Origin of the sequence: Marinactinospora thermotolerans DSM 45154, assembly GCF_900167435.1 — a bacterium.
GTDB lineage: Bacteria > Actinomycetota > Actinomycetes > Streptosporangiales > Streptosporangiaceae > Marinactinospora > Marinactinospora thermotolerans.
The window spans coordinates 360308-384396 of the sequence record NZ_FUWS01000001.1; the positions used below are offsets into that span (position 1 = coordinate 360308).

Sequence of the window (24089 nt, forward strand, 5' to 3'; positions counted from 1 at the left end):
GTTCACCGTGTCCCAACCATCAAGTCAGAAGCCACCACAGGAGGGCAAATCATTTCCTGCCGCGGATGCCCGGGCGGATCCGGCCGGACCGGCTCCGGCTCACCCCCCGATGGCCGACATCGGGCGGGAGGGTTGCAGGAAACTGGGGTCGTTGATGCCGTGCCCCGGAAGCTTGCCGGCGACCGCGGCCCGCCACCGCTGGGCGATCTCCTCGTCGTCCGCCCCGCCGCGCAACAGCGCGCGCAGGTCCGACTCCTCACGGGCGAACAGGCAGTTGCGGATCTGTCCGTCGGCGGTCAGCCGGACGCGGTCGCAGGCACCGCAGAAGGGGCGGGTCACCGAACCGATGACGCCGACCCGTTGCGGTCCACCGTCGACCCAGAACACCTCGGCGGGCGCGCTGCCGCGCTCGGCGTCGCCGGCGGGCTCCAGGTGGAACTCCGCGCTGAGGCGGTCGAGGATCTCCTCGGCGGTGATCATGTTGTCGCGCCGCCAGCCGTGCTGGGCGTCCAGCGGCATCTGTTCGATGAAGCGCAGCTCGTAGCCGTGGTCGAGGCAGTAGCGCAGCAACCGCGTCGCCTCGTGGTCGTTGACACCGCGCATGAGGACCGCGTTGACCTTGACCGGGACGAGGCCGGCCGCGGCGGCCCCGGCCATGCCCTCCAGTACGTCGTCCAGACGCCGGCGGCGGGCGAGCCGTTCGAACACGTCGGGGTCGAGCGTGTCGAGGGAGACGTTGACCCGCCGCAGTCCCGCCTCGGCCAGGGCCGGAGCCAGGCGGGCCAGCCCGATCCCGTTGGTGGTCAGGGCCGTGCTGGGCCGGGGTTCCAGTGCCGTGGTGGCGGCGACGATCCCGGGCAGGCCACGCCGCAGCAGCGGTTCGCCGCCGGTGAAGCGCACCTCCTCGATCCCCAGCATCGTCACACCGATGCGGATCAGCCGGTTGAGCTCGTCGTCGGTGAGCAGTTCGGGTTTGGGCAGCCAGTCCAGGCCCTCGGGGGGCATGCAGTAGGAGCAGCGCAGGTTGCACCGATCCGTGAGGGAGACCCTCAGATCGGTGGCTGTCCTTCCATAGGAATCGGCCAACACTGGCGTCACCTCCCATGACGGCGGCGGATGGGGTGCGGGGCGCGGAGTCCTCGGTCGCCTCCCGCCACTTCCCCACCCTAGAAGAGAGCACCACCGTGTTTCCAAGCAGGGAACGGGCGGAACGCCCCCGTTCTCTTCCGTTGTGCCTCCCCTGCCCCGTCGCATCGCCCCGGCCTCGTCGAAAGACACGGGAAGGCGCCGCCCCTCGGCGCCGGATTCGGTGTTTCGCACGGCCCTGCCCGAGGACTAGCCTTCCGGTGGCGCACCCGAGCATGGAGGAGAGGACGGGCACGTGGTCGGCACACGGGAGTGGGGGCTGCCGGGCGGTCCCGGCGGATCGGAACGGCTGTTCGCCAAGGCGTGGGCGGCCACCTCCGCCGAGCCCACCTGGCTGGCCGTGCTGGTGCACGGCTACGGTGAGCACATCGGGCGTTACGAGCAGGTCGCCCGGTTCCTTTGCGAGCGTGGCGCGGCCGTCTACGGCCTGGACCATCGCGGGCACGGCCGTTCCTCGGGGGAACGGGTGCTGATCGAGGACTTCGCCGAGGTCGTCGACGACGTGCACCGCGTCGTCACCCAGGCCCGCACGGCCTACCGGTCGCTGCCCCTGGTGCTGGTCGGTCACTCCCTGGGCGGGTTGATCGCGGCCCGCTACACCCAGCGCCACCCTGACGGGGTCAGCGGTCTCGTGCTGTCGGGGCCGGTGCTGGGGCGCTGGACGGTGGCGGAGGAGCTTTTGGCCGCCACCCCGATCCCCGAGACCCCGATCGATCCGGCGACGCTGTCGCGCGATCCCTCGGTCGGCGCCGCCTACGTCGCCGACGAGCTGGTCTGGCACGGCCCGTTCAAACGTCCCACGCTCGCGGCGATCACCACGGAGCTTGGGCGGATCACCGAAAGCGGTCGCACCCACCTGCCGCTGCTCTGGCTGCACGGCTCGCAGGACCGGCTGGTGCCGGTGGCGGACACGCTGGTGGGCATCACGGACTTCGCGGGCCCCGACTTCACCGCCCGGTTGTTCCCCGGGGCGCAACACGAGGTGTTCAACGAGACGAACCGCGCGGAGGTGCTGGAGGAGGTCGCCCGCTTCGCCGGGCGTTTCACGGGGTGAGGCGCGAGGTGACCGCGGCACGCCGCGCGGGAGGGTGCGGCCCGTTCAGGAGCGGTACAGCTCCTCGATCTCGCGGGCGTACCTGGCCTGGACGACGCGGCGTTTGAGCTTGAGCGAGGGGGTCAGCTCCTCGCTCTGCGCGGTCCACTCCACCGGCAGCAGCCGCCATCTCTTGACCTGCTGCACGCGGGCCAGCCTGCGGTTGGCCCGGGCGACCGCCTCTCCCACCTCGGCCAGCACCGCCGGGTGGCGGGCGAGCTCGGCGAGGTCGGTGGTGTCCACGCCGGCCTCGCGCGCCCAGGCCGGCGCGACATCGGGGTCGAGGGTGAGCAGCGCGACCGGGTAGGGGCGGCGGTCTCCGTAGGCGAGCGCCTGGCCGATGAGCCGGTGCTCCTTGAGGAGGTTCTCGATCGCGGCCGGCGCGATGTTCTCCCCTCCCGCCGTGATGATCAGCTCCTTCTTGCGGTCCACGACGTAGAGGAACCCGTCGGCGTCGATACGCCCGATGTCGCCGGTGTGCAGCCAGCCGTCGGCGTCGAACAGGGCGGCGCTGGCCCGCGGCAGGCCGTGGTAACCGGTGGTGTTGACCGGACCGCGCACCTGGATCTCGCCGTCCTCGGCGACGCGCACCTCGATGCCGTCCAGCGGGCGGCCGACGCTGCCGAACCTGTAGGCGTCGGCGCGGTTGGCGGAGACCGCGCCGCAGTTCTCGGTCATGCCGTAGATGTCGCGGATGGTGATGCCCAGTCCGGCGAAGAAGCGCAGCACCTCCTCGGGCATCGGCGCGGCGGCGCTGGCGTAGTAGGTCGCGCGGTCCAGGCCGATGAGCCCGCGGATCGGGCGGAGTACCTGCGCGTCGACCCGGGCGTAGCGTTCGGCCAGCGCGGGGGCGGGCTCGTGTCCGTACTGTCCGGCCATGACGTGGGCGCGGGCGACCTCGGCCGCGTCCTCGATCGCGGCGCGCCGGTGCGCCGGTGCGGCGGCGAGCGCGGTGGACAGCCTCGCCTGGAGCTTCTCCCACACCCGCGGAACACCGAACAGCCCGTCGGGCCGCACCAGGCCGAGGTAGGCGCCGAGCTGGTCGTGGTCGGGACAGAAGTGGACGTGACCGCGGACCTTGATCGGCATGTAGACGCTCAGGACGCGCTCGGCGATGTGCGCCAGGGGCAGGTAGGACAGCGTGACCCCGTGCCGGGGGAGGTTGGTGGCCCGTTGGGCGACGGTGACCTGGTAGAGGACCTGGTGGTGGGTCTCGTGGACCCCCTTGGGTTCGCCGGTGGTGCCGGAGGTGTAGAGGAGCGTCGCGTCGTCCCCGGGGGTCACCGCCTCCATGCGCCGGGCGACCTCGGGGTCACCGGTGTCGTGGCGCCGCCGTCCCATCTCCTGGAAGCGGGCCCAGCCGAGGACGCGCCGGCCGGCGATCCGGCCTTCGGGGGGCACCGCGTCGGGGTCGCGCAGGACGAGGGTGTGCAGGTGGGGCAGCCGGTCCAGGATCGGCTCCCAGCAGGCGAGCTGGTCCGTCCCGTCGAGCACGGCGACCTTGGCGGAGCAGTCGGCGGCGATGTAGGCGATCTGCTCGGGGGCGAGGGTGGCGTAGACCGTCAGCGGGACCGCGCCCGCGTGCACCGCTCCAAGGTCGGCGAGCAGGTGCTCGGCGCGGTTGGGCAGCATCAGTGCGACGACGTCGCCGGGGGCGACGCCGATCTCGACGTAGGCGGCCGCGGTCTTCAGGACCGCGCTTCGGTACTGCCGCCAGGTGAGGGTCCGCCAGGTGTCGCCCACCCGGTCGGAGAGGGCGGGGGCCTCTCCGCTGTCGTCGGCGGCGTCGCGGAACCAGTCGATCAGCGTCTTGTCCTTGATCTCGGCCTCTACCTCGGCACGCGCGCGCAGCACGTCGGTCGTTCCCATGGCCTCACTCCGCTCAGCACATGTGATCCAGATCACGACATATGCGCACATCGCACCACGGAGCATGGCCACTTTCAAGAGATGGTCACGCATTCGTCAACCAGGGCATATCCAGCCATCGGGACAATGCCGGCGCCTCGGAGCTACACGTACAGCTCACGCGGGGTCGGAGCCGGACGGGCCACCGTGTCGGCGTAGGCGCCGGCGAGCCGGCGGACCGCGTCCACCAGGATCTCGGGTGGCTGGGTGTAGGCCAACCGGACGTAGTGCTCCAGGGTGCCCTCGGCGCCGAAGACCGGTCCCGGCGCGGGGTGGACCCCGTGGCGGTGGGCGTTCTCCCCCAGCGTGCTCGCCACCGGGTGGGGCAGCCGGGCCCACAGGACCAGTCCCCCTTCGGGAAGGACGAACTCCCAGTCCGGCAGCCGCTCGCGCAGGGCGGCGGCGAGCGCGTCCCGGTTGCGCCGGAGCTGACGGCTGCGCTCGGCCCGGATGCGCATGACGTCGGAGAGCAGATGGGTGACCGTCAACTGTTCGAGGACGGGACTGGCCAGGTCGAAGCGTTGCCGCAGCGCCATCAGCCGCGCCGCCATGGGCGGCGTCGTGCGGATCCAGCCGATCCGCAGACCACCCCACAGCAGTTTCGCGGCCGACCCCACGGTGTGCACGCGGCCATCGGTGTCGTGGACCGCCACGGGGGCGGGCTGCTCACCCGAGTCGATCGCCAGCTCCGCGACGGACTCGTCGATGATCAGCGCGGTCCCCGCGCGGCGCGCCCCGGCCACGAGTTCGGCCCGTTGCCCGTCGTCCATGAGCGCCCCGGTCGGGTTGTGGAAGTCGGGGATGAGGTAGGCCAGGGCCGGGCGCCACTGGCGCAGGGCGTCGAGGAGGTACTCCATCTCCCAACCCCGCGGCGAGACGCCGACGGGGCGCAGCCGCGCTCCCAGATGGCGCGCGGTGTCCAGGGGGTGGGGGTAGGTCGGCGATTCCACCACGACGCCGTCCCCCGGCCCCACCAGCAGCTCCATCAGCAGCGCGACGGCCTGCTGGGCGCCGTTGGTGACGAAGATCTGTTCGGGCGTGGTGGGCAGACCGCGCTCGACGTAACGGCGGGCGACGGCGTGGCGCAGCTCGGGGAGTCCCAGCGGGGCGTACCCCTGGCCGCCCACATGGGCGGCGAGCTGTTCCCCGGCCAACCGCGCGGCGGTCCGAAGACCGTCGATGGCCGGGGGCGCGGCGACCCCGAGGTCGATGTGCTCGGTGTCGGGGACGAACGGGGCCAGCCCCCCGGCCCCGACACCGGGGAGGACCGTCCAGCTCCCGGCCCCCTGGCGGCTGTCCAGGTAGCCGTTCTCCCGCAACCAGGCGTAGGCCGCCGTCACGGTGTTGCGGCTGACCCCCAGCGCGGTCGCGAGGTCGCGTTCGGCGGGCAGGCGGGTGTGGGTGGGAACGCGCCCGTCCAGGACGAGCCCGCTGATCGCGCGGGCCACCGCCAGGTAGTAGGGGCGGGTCCGCGGAATGGCTCCGATGAGCCGGGCCAGGAGATGACCGTTGATTCGCCGTTCGCCGACCACCATGGTGCCACTTTCCGGGATTGGCCCTACAACAGGCGGATTAAACACGTCAATATTACGCACATGGTCCGTTTCACCCCCTTCCCTCCTTCCACTCGCCACACCCTGTCCGCTATATCCCGTTTTAGGCGCCGTGTACTCATTACCCCGATGCTGCCGCGCCCACGGATGCGCCGACTTCTCCAGCTGTACGTCGGCCTGTACCTGTACGGGTTGGGGGGCGCGCTCCAGGTGAGCTCACACCTGGGCGCCATGCCGTGGGACGTCCTCCACCAGGGCCTGTCCCGCCAGACCGGACTGTCCATCGGCACCTGGAGCATCACCGTCGGCGCGCTGCTGATCCTGCTGTGGATCCCCCTGCGCCAACGCCCCGGCCTGGGCACGCTCAGCAACGTCGTCATCGTCGGGGTGTCGGTGGACCTCTCCCTGGCCTGGCTCCCCCAGCCCGACTCCCTGGGCTGGCGCTGCCTGCTCCTGGCGCTCGGCATCCTGACCACCGCCGTGGCCACCGGCTGCTACATCGGGGCCGGCCTGGGCCCCGGCCCGCGCGACGGGCTCATGACCGGACTGGCCGCACGGGGGCTGTCGGTGCGCCGGGCCCGCACCGGCATCGAGGTGGCCGTGGTGATCGTCGGGTTCCTCCTCGGCGGTACCGTGGGCGTGGGCACCCTGCTCTTCGCGCTGACCATCGGTCCGCTCGCCCAGGTGTTCCTGCCGTTGTTCGGCATCGCGGAACCGGCCGCGCGCCCCGCCGAGGACTGAGCCCGGCCGGTCGCGGGCGGGCGCACTCCCAAGCCCTCTGTCCATTGATTCACAATTGATCGCGAAAAGCTCCGGATGCACATCTTTTCCCGGTAGCGTGGGCCCCAGCGTCGTCCATCCGGCGCCCGGGTGAACGGCGGCCCGTGGCAGGGCGACGGGACGGTCGGACCTGCGCCACCGACACCGGCCCGGCGAGCGCGGGAGAACGGGATCTCCTACCCCGCAGAGTTGGATACGGTACGTCCGCAAGAACGTGATCTTTGTCTGAATCTGGAGTTTTCGGGGGGTGATCCGCGTGCCTGGCTGGATCGAGGACTACGCACTGATCGGCGACATGCAGACCGCTGCTCTGGTAGGCCGCGACGGCTCTATCGACTGGTTGTGTCTCCCCCATTTCGATTCCCCCGCCTGCTTCGCAGCGGTGCTCGGGGACGAGCAGAATGGGAACTGGTGGATCCGGCCCGCGACGGCCGAGCCACGGGCCACTCGGCGCCGCTACCGCCCCGAGACCCTGATCCTGGAGACGGAGTGGGACACCCCCGAGGGCACCGTCCGGATCATCGACTTCATGCCGCCGCGCGGCGGCGCGCCCCACATCGTGCGCATCGTCGAGGGCGTGCGTGGAACGGTGCGGATGAGCACCTCGCTACGGCTGCGCTTCGACTACGGCAACGTGGTCCCCTGGATCCACCGCAACGGCACCGAGGTGGTGGCCGTCGCCGGACCCGATTCGGTGTGGATCAGCTCCCCCGTCCCCCTGGAGGGTCACAACTTCACCCACGACGCGACCTTCGTCGTCAGCGCGGGGCAGCGCATCCCCTTCGTCATGACCTGGCACCCCTCCCACGTCGAGGAGTCCGACCACCTCGACGCCGAGAAGGCGCTCTCCCGGACCGAACGCTTCTGGCACGAGTGGGTCGAGAAGTGCACCTACGAGGGCGACTACCGCGACGCGGTCATCCGCTCCCTGATCACCCTCAAGGCCCTCACCTACCAGCCCACCGGCGGCATCGTCGCCGCTCCCACCACCTCGCTGCCCGAGGACATCGGCGGGGTGCGCAACTGGGACTACCGCTACTGCTGGCTGCGCGACGCCACGATCACGTTGGAGGCGCTGATCCGCAGCGGCTACACCGACGAGGCACAGGCCTGGCGCGAATGGCTGGTGCGCGCGGTGGCCGGCGAGCCCCAGCACATGCAGATCATGTACGGGGTGCGCGGCGAGCGCCGGCTCGCCGAGTGGGAGGCCGAATGGCTGCCGGGTTACGAGAACTCCCGCCCGGTGCGCATCGGCAACGCCGCCGTCGGCCAGTACCAGCTCGACGTCTACGGCGAGGTGATGGACGTGTTGCACCTGGCCCGACGCTCGGGGCTGCAAGGGGGCGAGCACGTGTGGGGTCTACAGCGCTCGCTCGTCAACTACCTGGAGTGGTGCTGGGACGAACCCGATGAGGGCCTGTGGGAGGTGCGTGGCCCGCGCCAGCACTTCGTGCACTCCAAGGTGATGGCCTGGGTGGCCGCCGACCGCGCGGTGCGCATGATCGAGGAGTTCGGCAAGGAGGGGCCGGTCGAGCGCTGGCGGGCGCTGCGCGACACCATCCACGCCGAGGTGTGCGAGTACGGCTACGACTCCCAGCGCAACACCTTCACCCAGTACTACGGCAGCGAGGAGCTGGACGCCGCGCTGCTGCTCATCCCCGAGGTGGGTTTCCTGCCCTACGACGATCCGCGCGTCATCGGCACGATCGAGGCGATCCGCGACGACCTGATGGTCGACGGTTTCGTCCTGCGCTACCGGACCGACCGCGAGGGCGTCGCCGACCAGCTGCCCGGTGACGAGGGCGCCTTCCTGGCGTGCAGCTTCTGGATGGCCAACGCGCTGCTGTCGATCGGCCGCGAGAAGGAGGCCCGGGAGCTGTTCGGCCGGCTGCTGGCCCTGCGCAACGACGTCGGGCTCCTCGCCGAGGAGTACGACCCGCGCCTGGGCCGGCAGGTGGGGAACTTCCCGCAGGCGTTCAGCCACGTGCCCCTGGTGACGACGGCGTTGAACCTGTCCCACCAGGACGGCCACCGCCGCGCCGAGCCCTGATCCCGTCCCGCGCGTTCTCGCCGCGATCCGCTCGCGGCGAGAACGCGCGCTTGTGCGCAACATGGACGTCCAGGTTCCCGTCTGAGGGTGACTTCTTCCCCACCCCACAGTGATAGCGCCCTTCCCCGCTGTTACGGGAAGACCTATCGGGACAGGGTGACGGGCATGAACGTCACGACCGACATCCCGGCCCGGATGGACCGGCTCCCCTGGGCCCGATGGCACTGGCTCGTTCTCGTCGGCCTGGGCAGCGTGTGGATCCTCGACGGCCTTGAGGTCACGATCGTGGGCGCGGTCGGGTCGCGCATCACCGAGCCCGGCAGCGGCCTGGGCATCAGCGAGGCCCAGGTCGGCCTGGCGGCGTCGATCTACATCGTGGGCGCCTGCCTGGGAGCGCTCTTCTTCGGCCATCTGACCGAACGCTACGGGCGCCGGCGCATCTTCCTCGCCACGCTCGGCGTCTACCTCACCGCCACCGTGCTCACGGCGCTGTCCGGCAACGCCCTGTGGTTCTACGTCTGCCGGTTCTTCACCGGATTCGGGATCGGCGGCGAGTACGCCGCCATCAACTCCGCGATCGACGAAATGGTGCCCGCCCGGTTGCGCGGCCGGATCGCGTTGATCGTCAACGGCTCCTACTGGTTGGGGGCCGCGGCCGGTGCCGCGATGGCCTTCCCCCTGCTCGATCCGGATCTGCTCCCCGAGGACATCGGCTGGCGGCTGACGTTCGCGATCGGCGGCCTGCTCGGCCTGATCATCATCGTCGTGCGGCGGATCGTCCCCGAGAGTCCACGCTGGCTGGTCATCCACGGCCGTGAGGAGGAGGCCGAGCGCGTGGTCCGTCGGATCGAGGCGGAGGTCGAACGCGAGACCCACCGCGACTGGCTTCCCGAACCCGCGAGCACGCTGACGCTGGAGCAGCGCACCACCACGACGTTCCGCGAGGTGGGCACCACGCTGGTGCGCACCTATCCGCGCCGCACCCTGCTCGGCCTGGCGTTGTTCGCGGGACAGGCGTTCCTGTACAACGCGGTGTTCTTCACCCAGGCCCTGGTGCTGACCACGTTCTTCGACGTCCCCTCCGCCGTGGCCCCCCTGTTCATCGTGCCCCTGGCCCTGGGTAACTTCCTCGGTCCGGTCCTCCTCGGCCCCCTGTTCGACACGCTGGGACGGCGGCCGATGATCGCCGCCACCTACATCGGCTCCGGTCTGCTGCTGATCGGCACCGGAGCGCTGTTCCAGGCCGAGGTCCTCACCGCCACCACCCTGACGCTGTGCTGGTGCGCGGTGTTCTTCGTCGCCTCAGCGGGGGCGAGCTCGGCCTACCTGACCGTCAGCGAGATCTTCCCGATGGAGACCCGCCCTCAGGCCATCGCCCTCTTCTACGCGATTGGAACCGCCCTCGGCGGCATTTTGGGGCCTGGACTGTTCGGTGCCCTTGTCGCAAGCGGCGACATCGGACAGGTCACATTCGGGTACTACCTGGGCGCGGGCCTGATGATCTTGGGGGGATTGGTCGAACTTTTCCTTGGAGTTGAAGCCGCACGGCGTTCCCTGGAGGACATCGCGGACCCGTTGAGCAGAAAGACGGCCGCGCCGACGTGATCCCGCGTCCGGCGCCAGGGCGGGATGGGGTGAAGGGTTGACGGTAGCCGCGGTACAGACCAACCTCCTGGATTTCACCGGGCAGGGATGGCCCCAGTTGGTCGCTCTGTCGGCCGCGCTGATCCTGTGCTCGCTGATCGGGTTGGAACGCGAACTGCGCCAGAAGAGCGCCGGACTGCGCACGCACACCCTGGTCGGACTCGGCGCAGCGCTGTTCATGCTGGTGAGCAAGTACGGCTTCGGTGACATCCTGAACGGCACCACCATCATGTTGGACCCCTCACGGGTGGCCGCCCAGATCGTCTCGGGCATCGGTTTCATCGGTGGGGGGCTGATCTTCGTCCGCCGCGACATGGTGCGCGGTCTGACCACCGCCGCCGCGGTGTGGGTGTCGGCGGCGGTGGGAACGGCGTGCGGCGCGGGGCTGTGGGTGATCGCGACGTTCGTGACCCTCGCCCACTTCGTCGTCACCTACGGATATCCGGTGCTGCTCCGGTTGCTGACCCGCTCCGTCCCCAAGACCTCGACGCTGCGGATCGGCTACGAGGACGGCCGGGGTGTGCTGCGCTCGATCCTCTCCCTGGCCACCCGGCGGGGCTTCACCATTCAGCAGGTCGACACCAACCGCCGCGGCGACGACGGTTGGCCCGGAGGGCCGGCGATCGATCTCGTCCTGCGTGTCCGTGGCAGGGGCGACGCCAACGAGCTGGCCGTGGAACTGTCCGAGACCGAGGGGGTGCTGCGCGTGGGTGTCGGGGTCGCGCCGGAGGACGAGGGGGAGTGAGCCGCGACGCCGCCCGGCCGCGGCGGCGCCTCGCCCGGTCGCCCGGATCCCCGCCGCCCCCTGCGACCGTCGAGGAGCATGGGTGCCGCCGTGCCGACCGAGGCCGGACCGTCGCGCGGCCCCCGCGCAACGGTCCGCCCTCCTGGGGCGTCCCCGCGCCTCCCGCGCCCCGGTGGGCTCCCCCGGAAAACAACGGAGACGCGAGGAGGGCGAACGGCTACGCTGCCGCGGGGGATCTCCCGCGGGAAGGGTGAGGCGGTGCGCGACGTGCTGGCCGGACGCTACCGGCTGACGGAGAGACTCGGCGGCGGTGGGATGGGCGAGGTGTGGCGGGGCCGCGACGAGCGGCTCGGCCGCGCGGTGGCGGTCAAGCTGTTGCGGCCGGAACTGGTCGACGACGACCTGACGGTGGCCCGCTTCCACCGTGAGGCGCGCGTGACCGCCCGACTCGCCGGGCACCCCAACATCGTCATCCTCTACGACTACGGCGTCCACGAGGAGTCGGTCTATGCCGTGATGGAACTGGTGCGCGGCCTTCCGCTCAGCGGCGTGTTGCGGGAGCGGCGCAGGCTCCCGGTGCCCCTGGCGGTGCGCTGGGGAGCCCAGGTGTGCGCCGGACTGGCCGCGGCGCACACCTGGGAGTCGTGCACCGGGACGTCAAACCGGGCAACCTCATGGTCACGGCCTCGGGCGGCGATCCCGACGGCGAGGGGACCGTCAAGATCCTCGACTTCGGCATCGCCGGCCTCCACGGCGCCGCGGCGCACGGTCGGCGCCCCGCCCGGACCGGCGACGTGTTCGGCACTCCCCTGTACATGTCCCCGGAGCAGGCTCAGGGGCTGCCGGTCGGCGTCGCGGGCGACCTGTACTCCTTCGGGACGATCCTGTACCGGATGCTGACCGGGGAACCCCCCTTCCACGCCGAGGACGTCCTCGCGGTCCTTCGCATGCACATCCACGAGGCGCCTCGCCCGCCTCACCGGCTCCGGCCGGACCTTCCCATGGAACTGTCGGACCTGGTGCTGGAGTTGTTGGCGAAGGACCCGTGGCGCCGCCCCCGCGACGCCGCGCAGGTGGGCGCCCGCTTGGCCGCCCTGCTGGCCGGGACCGGGACGGCCAGGCGCGCCACCGTCGCCACGCCACCCCCGGCCGCCACCGTCCCGGCCGCACCGCCACCCGGCCCGCTGGGGCACCGTGCCCTCGAACAGGGCCCGGTGGACATCGGGGAACGGGCCGCCTCGGGCGGTGCCGCGGCCGACGCCCTGGCCGAGCCGGTCGACGTGCCGGGCGAGGACCTTCCCGAGACCCTTCGCGCGCGGCGCGGACAGGCCCTCCGGTGGGACAGGGCCGGCGCGCCGGAACGGGCGGTCGAACTGTTCGGCGGCCTCCTGCCCGATGTGGAGCGGCTTTATGGCCCCCGCCACCCCGAGACGTTGACGGTACGCCACCACCTCGCCGTCAACATGAGCCGCTGTGGACGGCACGCCGAGGCCGCGCGCCTGCGCGCGGCCCTGCTGCCCGACCTGACCGCGGCATACGGGGAGGGCTCCGAGCGGGTCCTGCTCACCCGCCTGCACCTGGCCTTCGACGTCGGCGGGGCGGGACACCACCGACGCGCGGCGGTCCTGCTGGGGGAGCTGGTCGGTGACCTGAGCCGGGCCCTGGGACCCGACGACCCGAACACGTTGGCCGCGCGCCACCACCGCGCGGCCCACACCGGGCACGCGGGCGACCCCGCCGGGGCCGCCCGCCAGTACCACGACCTGCTCGCCGACCAGGTGCGGCTGTACGGCTCCGAGGACGCGCGCACCGCTCGGGCACGGGACCGGTTGGCGCACTGGTGGGAGCGCGCCCACTGACGCACACCGCCCCGCTGGTGGGCGTTTCGTGGCGAATACGGTCATGCTTGTCGCCGTCCGCCGATAGTGTCAACGCCATGTCAGGACGACCGTTGAACGAAATCATGGAGCCCGGCTGGGCCAAGGCCATGGAGCCCGTCGCCGGCCGGATCTCGCAGATGGGGGACTTCCTGCGGGCCGAGGTCGCCGCGGGCCGCACCTACCTGCCGGCCGGGAAGGACGTGCTGCGCGCCTTCCAGCAGCCCTTCGACGACGTCCGGGTGCTCCTCGTGGGACAGGACCCCTACCCCACTCCCGGGCACGCGGTGGGTCTGAGCTTCTCCGTGGCGCCGGACGTCAAGCTGCCGGGCAGCCTGCGCAACATCTACAAGGAGTACACCGAGGACCTGGGGCTGCCCATGCCCTCCAACGGCGATCTCACGCCGTGGACCGAGCGCGGTGTGCTGCTGCTCAACCGCGTTCTCACGGTACTCCCGCGCAAGCCCGGCTCGCACCGCGGCAAGGGCTGGGAGGAGGTCACCGAACAGGCCATCCGCGCGCTCGCCGAGCGCGGCAAGCCGATGGTGGCGATCCTGTGGGGCCGCGACGCGCGCAACCTGCGCCCGCTGATGCCGGGCGTGCCGTGCGTGGAGTCCACCCACCCCAGTCCGATGTCGGCGCACAACGGCTTCTTCGGCTCGCGCCCCTTCAGCCGGGCCAACGCCCTGTTGGAGGAGCAGGGCGCCGAACCGGTCGACTGGCGGCTGCCCTGACCTCTCCCCTCTGGGGCGGGACGATGCCGCGCGCGGGTGCGGCATCGTCCCGCTCCGGGTGCGGCTCAGTCGGCGCTGTCCCCCGCGGCGGCCAGTTCGGCGTCGCTGCGCTCGACACAGAACTCGTTGCCCTCGGGGTCGGCGAGGACCACGAACCCCTTGCCGTCGGGCGTACGGAAGTCCGAGAGGAACGTGGCCCCGATCCCGACCAGCCGCTCCACCTCCTCGTCCCGGGTCGCCTCCGAGGGCCCCAGGTCGAGGTGGACCCGGTTCTTGACCACTTTCCCCTCGGGAACCCGGAGGAAGAGCAGCCCCGGCTGCCCGTCGGGGGTGTCGATGTAGGCCTCGTCCGCCCCGGGGCCGCTCCGCGGGTCGACCGGTACGCCGATCACCCGCGCCCAGAACTCCGCGAGCGCGTGCGGATCGGCGCAGTCGATGGTGATGTTGCGGATGGGGGACGGCATGGGGCCTCCTGATCGACGGGGACGGTGGTAGTGGCCGCACGGGCACGTGCCCGGGGGCGGGTTCCGCTAACCGTCACGGTTTGTACACAATAGGCACGCCCAGCCGGTACCGGTTTTTCGGAGAGGCCACCCCCGCATGGCGAAGAAGCTGAGCTACACCGACGCACTACAGATCCTCGGCGCGGACGACCCCGCGGCCCTGGACTTCGCCGGACGGCTGATCGAGGGGGGACTGGGCCTGCTCGGCGTCCCGGACCTGCTGGGGGTGCGCGAAATGGTGCTCGAGCACGGCCGTGACGCGCTGGTCCGCCTGCGCGGGAGGATCGACGGCACGTCGCGCCACGACCGCAGCGAGCGCATCGCAGCGGCCCACCAGGTCATCGTCGTCACCGCCTTCTTCGAGGCGGTCGGCGAGGTGCTGGCCTCCCCCGGCTGCCCCCTGTCCCTGGCCGACCTGGAGATCACCCCGGAGGAGCAGCACGGCCTGTTCTCCTCGACGCTGACCTCGTGGAGTGTGCGTCCCCCCATCGGGTTGCGCACCGAGCGCATCGCCCGGATCTACACGTCGCGCGCCGAACTCCTCCTGCGCTTCCTGCACGGTCTGGCGGCGTGGGAGCGGCTGGGCGACGGCGAGCGCCGCACCGTGGGCGAGCTGATCCGGACCCAGGTCCCCGCCCTGGCCGAGCGGCGCTATTGGGAGTCCTACCACGCCTTGGCCGCCGACGTCGCGGAGTTCGGCGTGTGGGTGGCCGCGACCGAGCACGCGACCACGCGGGCCGACATCGACCGGCTCGCCGTGGGGCTGGCCGGCCTGGAGGAGATGGTGGGCCGTCTCCCTTCGGGGAACTCCGCCGAACGGCACCGCGCCGAGCTCACCGAGATCTACCGGCGCGTGCTGCGTCGTCCCCTGCTCAGCTCCCACGACGTTCCCGCCGGCCTGCGCCTGCCCACGATGGAGGAGGCCTACCTGGCCCCGCGCGGCCGGCTCGGGTTCACCTCGGGCGAGAGCCGGCCCTCCTCGCTCTCCTGGTGGGAGGGCGCCGAGGTCCACGAGGACCTGCAACCGCTGCTGGTGTCGCTGCTGACCCAGCCCGACGCGACGGACGGCCCCCTGGTCGTCCTGGGCCACCCCGGTGCGGGCAAGTCCAAGCTGACCGAGATGCTCGCGGCCCGCCTGCCCCTGGGCGCGTTCCTACCGATACGGGTCGAGCTGCGCGCGGTCCAGGCCGACGCCCCCATCCGACGCCAGATCGAAGAGGGCATGGCGGCGGTGCTCCACACCGACGTCGCCTGGCGGGACCTCGCCGACTCCGCCGGCGACGCGCTGCCCGTCGTCATCCTCGACGGCTTCGACGAACTGCTCCAGGCCACCGGGGTGAACCGCTCGGACTACCTGGAACGTGTGCAGGAGTTCCAACGGGACCAGTCCGCCCTGGGCCGGCCGATCGCCGTGATCGTCACCAGCCGCACCGTGGTGGCCGACCGCGTCCGCTTTCCCGAGTCGACGCCGGTGATCCTGCTGGAGCCCTTTGACGAGGGGCGGATCTCCCGGATGCTCGACGTGTGGAGCGGGCTCAACGCCGACGAGCTCCTCTCGCGCGGGCTACGGCCGCTCACCCTCGACATCGTGCTGGCCCACCGCGAGCTCGCCGAGCAGCCGTTGCTGCTGATGATGCTGATGATCTACGACGCCGACGGCAACGCCCTGCGCAACGCCACGGCCGGCCTGTCCCGGGCCGGCCTCTACCAGCAACTGCTCAGCTCTTTTGCCGAGCGGGAGGTGCGCAAACACCGCCCCCACCTGGACGCCCCCGGGTTGCGGCGCGCGATCGACGACGAGCTACGGCGCCTGGAGGTGGTGGCGATGGCCATGTTCGCCCGCCGCGGCCAGACGGTGACGGCCGAGGAGCTGGGCGCCGATCTCGCCGTGCTGTTCCCCGACTCCGGCACGCACACCGGCGATCCGGGGCTGCACGGCCGGATCGACGACGCCGACCAGGTACTCGGCCGTTTCTTCTTCGTGCACGAGGCGCGGGCCCTCCAGGACGGCGGAGCGCGCAGCGTCTATGAGTTCCTGCACGCCACGTTCGGCGAGTTCCTGGTCGCCCGGATGGTGGTGGAGGCCCTGCGGGAACTGGTCGAGGAACGCCGGCACGCGCGGCGACGGCGCTACGCCGAACCCCTCAACGACGGGCTCCTCTACGCGATCACGTCGTTTGCCGCGCTGCCGGGACGCTCGGCGGTGCTGGAGTTCGCCGACGACCTGTTGCAGGACTGGTTCACCCGTCTGCCGGAGGAACGCGGGGAGTGCCGCGCCCTGCTGGTCGACCTGTTCCGGGAGGCCCCCTTCCCTTCGCCCCACCGCTCCTTCTCCGACTACGCCCCCCGCCGGATCCCCATCACCCAGCGTCAGGCGCTGCACAGCACGAACCTGGTCGTCCTGCTGACCCTGGTCGAGGAGGGGGAGATCGACATCGCCGAGCTCTTCCCCGACTCGCGGGACCCCTGGCAGTCCTGGCGGGGGATGAGCGGGCTGTGGCGCGGGATGACCGCCGCCGAGTGGCACGGCACGATCGACGCGATCAGGGTCCGCCATCTCGGATACCTGGGAGATCGGCCGCGCAGCGTGGTGCAGCGCGGCCGCCCCGAACCGGTCAACGTCGGCGAGTGCATCGGGTTCGAGCTGCGCGCCGACGTCACCGGCCCCCTCGCGGTCGCCGACCCCTACTCCATCGTCGTCCCCTATGACGGGGTCACCTCCAAACTGCTGCGCTCCATGGCCCTGCGCGCCAACGGCACCGCGAGCCGGATGGTGCTGATGCTGCTGCCCTACCTGTTCCACGCCGGTGAGGACCTGGGGACCTGGTTCGTGGACCCCATCGACCCCGACCTGGCGTGGGCGGAGACCTATGACGTACTGGAGCTGCGCCTGGGACGGCCCCGGGCCGACGCGCCCGGCCGGCTGGAGCGCTACACGCGGCTGTTGTCGAGCCCGACGCTGGGGCGGGTGGAGCTGATCGTGCTGCGCCAGGCCGCGGAGGACCTCGCGCTGACCTCCGACGCGGTCCCCGAACGCGCCGCCCTGGTGCGGGTCGTGGAGAGCTTCTTGCACGACGTCCGGTCGGCCCGGGGGATCACCACCGCCGACGTCCGTTCCGCGATGGACGCCCTGCGCCCCTTCCTGCGCCACGGCGAGACCGCCGACACGGTGCTGGGCCGGGTGATCACCGACGCGATGGAGCCGCTGGACGCCCCGCCCTCGGACGACGTGCCTGGACGACCCGTCGCTCCCGGCCGGGCGGCCCTTTACCCGGGAGGATCCGGCGGCAGCGCCAGCTGAGAAACCGCTTCCTTGCGGGAGGACGGCGGCACCGGCCCGCTGTCCTTCCCGTCCCCGCTCCGCCTCGCGTGGAAAACCACCGGCAACCCCCTGACGGGACGGGGGTGCAGGCGTCAGGATGGTCACGGCGTTCATCTCCGGATCCCGGTGACCCCTCGGTGGTGCCATGCGCGAGCCCGTCCGTTATTCCGACGCGATCCGTTTCCTCGGGGCCGACGAGGAGCGGGTGATCCACCTCATCGACCGTCTCGCCCGCGGTGAGGAGACCGACCTTCTCGCCGCCCGTACCGACCTCGTGCGCTTCGCGCACCGGGCGGTGAACCGTCTGGAGCGCGAGGCGCACCGGCTCGGCCGGTTGGAGCGCACGCGGCGCATCGCCGCGGCGCACACCGCGATCGTGGTGACCGCGTTCTTCGAGGCCCTGGACGACACCGAGCTGCCGTTCGAGCTCAACGGCCCGGGGACCGGCCTGGACGCCGCGACCGTCGACGCCTCCAGCCCCCGTCACCTCGGCGAGTTCGTGATGCTGTTGGTGGGGTCGGCGCCGCCGCTGCCCCGTCCGCAACGTCCCCCCGGTGACGCCCGCGCCCGGGTGCGCCGCTTCTACGCGCGGCGCTGCAAACAGCTCCCCGCCGTGGTGCGGCGGATGCCGATGTGGGAGGAGCTGGGCGAGGCCTACCGCAGCGCGATCGCCGACCGGCTCGGTTCCGGCCTGGCCGACCGCTGCCTGCTGCGTTACGAGGAGCTGCGCGACAAGCTCGCGGCGGGTTTCCCGGAGTTCGGGGCGTGGGCGAACCTCCACATCGAACGGCAGCGGCACGCCGCCCTGCCGGAGGCCGCGAGCGGGCTCGTCCGGTTGCGCAACCGTCTGCAGTCGATCAGCACGGGCGGCACCCCGTCGCCCGAGCGAGCGAAGGCGGCCCGGGACCACCGTGAGCGCCTCGTCGCCCCCGTCGCGGCGCTCGCCCCCGGGGCGACGGCGGTCCACCTTCCGCCGCTCGGCATCGCCTACGTCGATCCCCGCTTCCGCGCCGCCGAGATCGGGCCGGCCGCGCGGCCCCACGACCCCGAGTGGTGGGAGACGGCCTCGCGGGTACGCGACGACCTGGCGGAGTTCCTTCTGGGCCACCTGACCTCTCCCCGGGCGTTGAGCGCGCCGCTGGTCGTCCTCGGCCCCTCGGGTTGCGGAAAGACCGCGTTGACCCACGTGCTGGCGGCCCGCCTTCCCGAGGCCGACTTCGCGGTGGTGCGGGTCGCGGCGCACGAGCTCGCCCCCGGGGACGGCACCGCCGAGATCACCGGGCGGCTGCGCGGTGTCGTCGACCCGGTCCTGGAGGAGTCCGCGCGCGGGGACGGCGCGTTGCCCGTGCTCGTCCTGGATGGTCTGGAGGAGTTGACCAGCCGCGCCACCGTGTCGCGTTCGGAGCTGCTGGAACGGCTGTCACGCTTCCAGCGGGAGCGGGCCGGTGGTGACGCCCCCGTGGTGATCGTGGTGACCTGCCGCGACCTGACGGCGGTCCGGGTGCGTTTCCCTGCCGGCAGCGTCGCGGTGCGTCTGGAGGACTTCACCGACGATCAGATCGCCGCGTGGCTGGACACCTGGAACCGGGTCAACGCCGGCTACTTCAGCCATAACGGGGTGGCCCCCTTGGACATCGAGGCCCTCACCCCCCACCTGGGGTTGGCGCGCAGGCCGATGCTCCTGCTGCTGCTCGCCCTCTACGACGGTGTCGGCAACGCGCTGCGCCGGCTGTCGGCACCCCTGCGCGAGACCGTGCTCTACGAGCGCTGGCTTCGCCGGCTCGCCGAGAGCGCCGACCGCGCCGACCCCCGTGTGACCGGCCGCCCTCCCGAAGCCGACACCGACCCGCCCGTGCGCACCGGCCGGATCGAGCGCGCCCTGCTCACCACGTCGCTGATGGCGTTCTCCATGTTCAACCGCGGGGGCTGGCACGCGCCGGCCGAGGTGATCGCCGAGGACCGCTCCCGGCTGCTGCACTGGCCGCCGCACTGTGCCCCGCCCCTGGATCCGGCCCGGATGGGCTGCGCCGTCCCCGCCGACGGCCCCGTGGGACGGCTGTCGTTCACCCACCCGGCGCTCGGCGAGTACCTGGTGGCCCGTCTCGTCGCCGAGGAGTTGGCCGACCTGGCCGAGGCCCGGGTCCGCGACCTGCGCGCGATCCGGCCATCGCCACCCGACGACATGTTCCTGCGCGCGTTGCTGTCCTTCACTCCGCTGTCGGTGTCGGGCGAGATACCGAGGTTCCTCACCGAACGGCTGTCGCTCCTGGCTCCGGGGATCCGCGACGAGCTGCGCATCGTCCTGGCCGAACTGTTACGCGGCCCCGGCGTGGCCCACCACGACCACCCCTATGGGGGCTACGCACCGGTTCCCGCCAGTGTGGCCGCGCGTGAGGCCGCCTACACCGCCAACCTGATGCTGGCCCTGGTCGCCGTCCACGGCGGGGCGGTCCCCCTGCGCGACCTGTTCGGCGCCGACGCCGTGCGGCGCTGGCGCCGCCACGCCCACCTGTGGAAGTCCCAGCTTCCCCCGGAACAGTGGGTGAGCCTGGTGTATGCGCTGGAGGTGCGGGAGGGTCATGACGGGCTGACCGTAGGCCCCGGCGCCGTCTGCGCCGCGGGGTGCGCCGGCACGCCCCCGAGCGCGCAGACCGACCTGGAGTTCGTGGCCCGCGAGTGCGCTCTGCTCGCCGACTCCGGCACCCAGCGCCTCGTGCACGCCCTGGAACCGTTGGTGCGCGTCTTCGGCGGGGACGTGACCGCGCGACGTGACGACGCGCCCTCGGACGCGCACGTCCTGATGACGCTGGCGTTCGGTCCCGTGGACGGTGGTGACGACGTGCTGGTCGCCGCCTATGAGCGGGCGTTCGAACTGGCCGACGGTCTCGACTCCGACGAGCGACTGCGTTTCCAGGTGTTCGTCTTGCGCCAGTTGCGCGGTCACGCCCACCGGCTCGGCGCGCGGCTGGTCCCGCTTCTGGCCCGCCATGTCCGCCCCATCGGCGTGGCCAAGGGGGCGCGCGCGTCGGTGCGCCGCCTCGCCCAGGAGCACAACGACCACGTCGAGGCGGTCCGCGCGGTGCTGGCGGGACGGTGGTGAGCGGCCCGCTCCACCGCCCGCCGTCTCAGCCCGCGTCGCCGAGGATCCGGCGCGCCAGTTCGGGCAGCACCCGTCCGATGGGGTCGCGCAGCAGCGCGTCGGCCACCTCGTCGTAGGGGGTGGGCTGGGCGTTGACGATCACCAGCCCGGCTCCCCCTTCTACCGCGAGGTCGCACAGGCCGGCGACCGGATGTACCGACAGCGACGTGCCGACGGCGAGGAACAGGTCGCACTCCTGCGCGGCGTCGATGGCTGCCTGGAGCACGTCCTCCCGCAACCGCTGTCCGAAAGAGATCGTGTCGGCCTTCTGGATGCCGCCGCAGCGTCGGCACTTCGGGTCGGACTCCTCCTCCAACCGCTCCAGGACCTCGGGGGTGGGAGTGCGCAGTCCACAGGCCAGGCACACGACCCGGTGGATGGTGCCGTGGACCTCGATGACGTGGTCGGGGTCGGTTCCGGCCTGCTGGTGGAGACCGTCGATGTTCTGGGTGACGAGCGCGTGCAGCCGGCCGGCCCGGTCGAGGTCGGCCAGCGCGCGGTGCGCGGCGTTGGGCTCGGCCTCCCAGATCGGGCTGGCGCGCCGCATCTGCCAGACCCTGCGGCGCACGTCGGCGTCGGAACGGTAGACGTCGATGTCGAACAGCGCCGCCGCCCCCGGGTCGGTGGTCCACACTCCTTGCGGTCCGCGGAAGTCGGGGATGCCGGACTCGGTGGAGATCCCGGCGCCAGTGAGCACCGTCACGCGGTCGCTGTCGGCGAGCCAGGCGGCGACGTCGGCGATACCCGAGGTGGAAGTCATGTTTCCCCGCATCCGTGTGGGCGTGCGATGTCCGCCCATTCTGTCAGTGCCCGCGCGACCGACGATGCCGCTACTGCAAAGCCCCACGAACAGTGCCAAAATCGACCTACTCATGAAACAGCCGCCATACATCCTCGTGGTCAACGGCACGAAGGTCCGCCGCCCCGTCTTCGTGCTGGGCGCCCCGCATTCGGGGGTCGACCTGGTCGCCCGCGCGCTCGGCCGGGTTCCCGGCTTCCACCTCACCTCGGGCCAGCCCAGTGTGTTGCACGCCGTCTACGCCTTCGCGCGGCGGCCCTCCATCGCGGAGGAACGGCGTTCGGGCGCCGCGACGCTGGTGCGGGACGCCTTCGCCGAGGCATGGCAGCTCACCCCCTTCACCTGTCCTCGCTGCCCCGACGAGAACGTCGCGGCGCGTGACGCCGCACGGCCGTGCCGCCACGCGGGAAAGGCGAACCGTTTCGGCGACGCCAGCCCCGACCTGCTCTACAGCGCCGCCGCCCTACGCGACGCCTTCGACGACGCGCTCTTCGTCCAGATCATCCGGGACGGCAGGGACGTGGTCGCCGACATGCTGGCCGACGAGCGTTCGCTGGCGTGGTTTCGGCCCGGCATGGCCAACCTGGACGACGAGCTGCCCAACCCCTTCTTCGGTATCGAGACCGAGGAAGAGCGCGACGAGTACCCGAAGCTGTCCCTGGCCGCCAAGAGCGCGTTGCGCTGGCGCGGGGCGGTCCGGATGGCGGCGCGGCTACGCGGCGAACTGGGCCGGGAGCGGCTGTTGACACTGCGTTATGAGGATCTGCCGGGCGGGGAGGTCGAGGCCGCGGAACGGCTGTCGGAGTTCGCCTCGGCCCGGGTCTCGGCGGTGGAGCTGGTTCGGACGGGGTCCGCGGGGATCGGCTCGTGGCGGACGCGGCTGAGCCCGCAGCAGCGGGAGGAGATCCGTTCGACCGCCCACACCGAGCTCTCGCGCCTGGGCTACCTGTGACCGAGCGCCCCGCGGAGGCCGCGACCGCCCACCCCGCTGCCGGCCGGCCCCGGCATTGCCTACGATGGCCGCTATGGGAGCACTCGGAATCGCAGAACTCATCGCCCTGACCGTGATCATGGCGGTCCCCGTCAGCATCTTCGCGGCGGCCGTCGTCTACCTGGTCCGGCTCGCCCGCAAGGGGCCTGAGGCGACGCTCGCCGGCGCCCTGAAGCGCCGCGAACTCGCCTGACGGACACGAAGGGGGCGGGGCCGTGGCATGTGCCACGGCCCCGCCCCCTTCGCCGGGATCAGACCCCGTTGAACGTCACGGGGTCGGGACCGAAACGGCGTCCCGCGTCCAAGGCCGAGATCTCCCCCATCTCGGCCTCGCTCAGCTCGAAGCCGAAGACGTTGAAGTTGGCGCGGATGCGCTCGGGTGTGACGGACTTGGGGATGGCGATGTTGCCGAGCTGGAGGTGCCAGCGCAGGATCACCTGGGCGGGGGTGTGTCCGTGCGCCTCGGCGATACGACCGATCACCGGGTCGTCGAGGAGGTGTCCCTGGCCCAGGGGGCTCCACGCCTCGGTCGCGATGCCGTTGCGGGCGTGGAAGTCGCGCAGCTCGGTCTGCACGAGGTTGGGGTGCAGCTCGATCTGGTTGACCGCCGGGACGATGCCGCCCTCGTCCATGATCCGGCGCAGGTTGTCGACGGTGAAGTTGGAGACCCCGATCGCCCGGACGCGCCCGTCGACGTAGAGCCGTTCCAGGGCCTTCCAGGTCTCGACGTAGGTGCCGCGCTCGGGCAGCGGCCAGTGGATGAGGTAGAGGTCCAAGACGTCGAGGCCCAACCGCTCCATCGTGGCGTCGAAGGCCCGCATCGTCGTGTCGTAGCCCTGGTCGCTGTTCCACAGCTTCGAGGTGACGAAGACCTCGCTCCGCTCCAGCCCGGAGGCGCGGATCGCCTCGCCGACCCCGCGCTCGTTTCCGTAGGCCGCGGCGGTGTCGATGCTGCGGTAGCCGGTCTCCAGGGCGACCCGGACGGGCTCCACCACCTCGGCGTCGTCCACCTGCCAGACCCCGAAACCCAGCTGCGGAATGCGCACGCCGTTGTTCAGGGTGATGTCGGGGACGGTCGTCATGAGAAATCCACCTCGTTGATCCACGATCCTTTGCCTCCGGGGCAAACCCGGCTCGTGGACACGGCATTCCCGCTTCGCCGCTATCGTGACGGGCCTCACCCGGCCGGAGGTTCCGCTACCCCGGACGGACCGTTTCCAAAGCAGTCCGGAACTCTTCTAGACCTGTCCTTGACCACGTCTGGGGGCTGCGCGTGTAACCCTGGGACCGCACCCGAAAGCTCACGGAAGGTCCCTTCATGCCCACCTCGACCATTCCTCCCGAACTTCGGCTGGCCCTGCTGTGGGCCGGCCCCGACGCCGTGGTCGCGCGCCGCCACGACGGCGCACTGGAGATCGACCGGCGCCACCGCGTGACACTCGACGCCGTCGTCTACACCCAAGACCAGCTCATCGACGACGGGATCCAGGACCTGTTGGAATGGCAGCCTCCGGCGTGAGCCGCGGACCGCGACGGTCTCAGGAGCGCCCGGTGTCGCCCCCGCGTTCCATCCCCACGCGTCTGATCGCCTCGACCAGCCCCACCACCCCCGGATGGAGCGGCTCCCGCTGGATCAGCCGGGCCGCGCGGTCCAGCAACTCGTCGTCGTCCAGGTCCTCCCAAGCGGTCTCGCCGGTCTCGCCGTCCACAGGACCCCTTTCACCAACCGTCATCATCGCCCGCACGCGCGAGGCATTGCGCCCCACCCCCGACCGGGCCACCGGCCTCGCGGGCCGGCCGTCCCG

At 71.7% G+C, this 24089-nt stretch carries 19 protein-coding genes and 1 pseudogene; 13 read left to right on the plus strand and 7 right to left on the minus strand.

The annotated features are described in order from the left end of the window. Positions 1–99: 99 nt before the first annotated feature. Positions 100–1089 carry a GTP 3',8-cyclase MoaA gene (gene moaA, locus B5D66_RS01625; RefSeq protein WP_078759751.1) on the minus strand — a complete coding sequence of 330 codons (990 nt, stop codon included), beginning with the start codon at positions 1087–1089 and terminating at the stop codon, positions 100–102. A 292-nt stretch (positions 1090–1381) separates the two neighbouring features. On the opposite strand from moaA, the gene B5D66_RS01630 reads away from it, so the two are divergent. Further along, complete coding sequence (locus tag B5D66_RS01630; RefSeq protein WP_078759752.1) at positions 1382–2200, plus strand: alpha/beta hydrolase; 819 nt, start codon at positions 1382–1384, stop codon at positions 2198–2200. Between the two features lie 45 nt (positions 2201–2245). Here the strand turns inward: B5D66_RS01630 and B5D66_RS01635 are convergent, their stop codons facing one another. Both B5D66_RS01635 and yczR read right to left on the minus strand, forming a co-directional pair. Continuing rightward, on the minus strand, positions 2246–4108 hold the full coding sequence (locus tag B5D66_RS01635; RefSeq protein WP_078759753.1) for an AMP-dependent synthetase/ligase: 1863 nt from the start codon (positions 4106–4108) through the stop codon (positions 2246–2248). Between the two features lie 143 nt (positions 4109–4251). After that, positions 4252–5682 carry a MocR-like transcription factor YczR gene (gene yczR / locus B5D66_RS01640; protein WP_078759754.1) on the minus strand — a complete coding sequence of 477 codons (1431 nt, stop codon included), beginning with the start codon at positions 5680–5682 and terminating at the stop codon, positions 4252–4254. 165 nt (positions 5683–5847) lie between these two features. Between yczR and yczE the strand changes: the two genes are divergently transcribed. The 7 genes and pseudogenes from yczE to B5D66_RS01670 all read left to right on the plus strand — a co-directional run bounded on the left by yczE (position 5848) and on the right by B5D66_RS01670 (position 13530). Then, complete coding sequence (gene yczE / locus B5D66_RS01645; RefSeq protein ID WP_235000631.1) at positions 5848–6441, plus strand: membrane protein YczE; 594 nt, start codon at positions 5848–5850, stop codon at positions 6439–6441. A 295-nt stretch (positions 6442–6736) separates the two neighbouring features. Continuing rightward, positions 6737–8530 carry a glycoside hydrolase family 15 protein gene (locus B5D66_RS01650; protein ID WP_268804992.1) on the plus strand — a complete coding sequence of 598 codons (1794 nt, stop codon included), beginning with the start codon at positions 6737–6739 and terminating at the stop codon, positions 8528–8530. 165 nt (positions 8531–8695) lie between these two features. After that, complete coding sequence (locus tag B5D66_RS01655; protein ID WP_078759755.1) at positions 8696–10135, plus strand: MFS transporter; 1440 nt, start codon at positions 8696–8698, stop codon at positions 10133–10135. A gap of 37 nt (positions 10136–10172) precedes the next feature. Further along, on the plus strand, positions 10173–10919 hold the full coding sequence (locus tag B5D66_RS01660) for an MgtC/SapB family protein (protein ID WP_078759756.1): 747 nt from the start codon (positions 10173–10175) through the stop codon (positions 10917–10919). Positions 10920–11234: 315 nt separating this feature from the next. Further along, a pseudogene (locus B5D66_RS26415) lies at positions 11235–11495 on the plus strand (protein kinase domain-containing protein); the annotation flags it as partial. Positions 11496–11527: 32 nt separating this feature from the next. After that, positions 11528–12778 (plus strand): protein kinase domain-containing protein, encoded by a 1251-nt coding sequence (locus B5D66_RS01665; RefSeq protein WP_327307626.1) that lies wholly within the window; start codon positions 11528–11530, stop codon positions 12776–12778. Between the two features lie 77 nt (positions 12779–12855). Further along, a complete protein-coding gene (locus tag B5D66_RS01670; protein ID WP_078759757.1) occupies positions 12856–13530 on the plus strand; it encodes a uracil-DNA glycosylase in 675 nt (224 codons plus the stop codon). A gap of 65 nt (positions 13531–13595) precedes the next feature. Here B5D66_RS01670 and B5D66_RS25355 read toward each other — a convergent pair whose 3' ends face one another. Further along, complete coding sequence (locus B5D66_RS25355) at positions 13596–13994, minus strand: VOC family protein (RefSeq protein WP_078759758.1); 399 nt, start codon at positions 13992–13994, stop codon at positions 13596–13598. A gap of 136 nt (positions 13995–14130) precedes the next feature. Between B5D66_RS25355 and B5D66_RS01680 the strand changes: the two genes are divergently transcribed. Further along, the gene (locus B5D66_RS01680; protein ID WP_078759759.1) at positions 14131–17334 is read left to right on the plus strand and encodes an NACHT domain-containing protein; all 3204 of its coding nucleotides are present in this window, start codon (positions 14131–14133) and stop codon (positions 17332–17334) included. Between the two features lie 166 nt (positions 17335–17500). Then, positions 17501–20455 (plus strand): NACHT N-terminal helical domain 7-containing protein, encoded by a 2955-nt coding sequence (locus B5D66_RS01685; RefSeq protein WP_078759760.1) that lies wholly within the window; start codon positions 17501–17503, stop codon positions 20453–20455. A 25-nt stretch (positions 20456–20480) separates the two neighbouring features. Here the strand turns inward: B5D66_RS01685 and B5D66_RS01690 are convergent, their stop codons facing one another. After that, positions 20481–21254, minus strand: a complete 774-nt coding sequence (locus B5D66_RS01690) for an SIR2 family NAD-dependent protein deacylase (protein ID WP_078759761.1) — start codon at positions 21252–21254, stop codon at positions 20481–20483. Positions 21255–21366: 112 nt separating this feature from the next. On the opposite strand from B5D66_RS01690, the gene B5D66_RS01695 reads away from it, so the two are divergent. Together B5D66_RS01695 and B5D66_RS25620 are read left to right on the plus strand one after the other, a co-directional pair. After that, positions 21367–22245, plus strand: coding sequence for a sulfotransferase (locus B5D66_RS01695; protein WP_078759762.1), 879 nt, complete (start codon positions 21367–21369; stop codon positions 22243–22245). A gap of 73 nt (positions 22246–22318) precedes the next feature. Further along, a complete protein-coding gene (locus B5D66_RS25620; protein ID WP_200813477.1) occupies positions 22319–22477 on the plus strand; it encodes a hypothetical protein in 159 nt (52 codons plus the stop codon). 58 nt (positions 22478–22535) lie between these two features. On the opposite strand, the gene B5D66_RS01700 is transcribed toward B5D66_RS25620, so the two are convergent. Then, complete coding sequence (locus B5D66_RS01700; RefSeq protein WP_078759763.1) at positions 22536–23366, minus strand: aldo/keto reductase; 831 nt, start codon at positions 23364–23366, stop codon at positions 22536–22538. Positions 23367–23602: 236 nt separating this feature from the next. Here B5D66_RS01700 and B5D66_RS01705 point away from each other — a divergent pair, with 236 nt between their 5' ends. Then, positions 23603–23803, plus strand: a complete 201-nt coding sequence (locus tag B5D66_RS01705; protein WP_078759764.1) for a hypothetical protein — start codon at positions 23603–23605, stop codon at positions 23801–23803. 19 nt (positions 23804–23822) lie between these two features. On the opposite strand, the gene B5D66_RS25360 is transcribed toward B5D66_RS01705, so the two are convergent. Further along, positions 23823–23993, minus strand: coding sequence for a hypothetical protein (locus tag B5D66_RS25360; protein WP_159457191.1), 171 nt, complete (start codon positions 23991–23993; stop codon positions 23823–23825). Positions 23994–24089 lie beyond the last annotated feature (96 nt).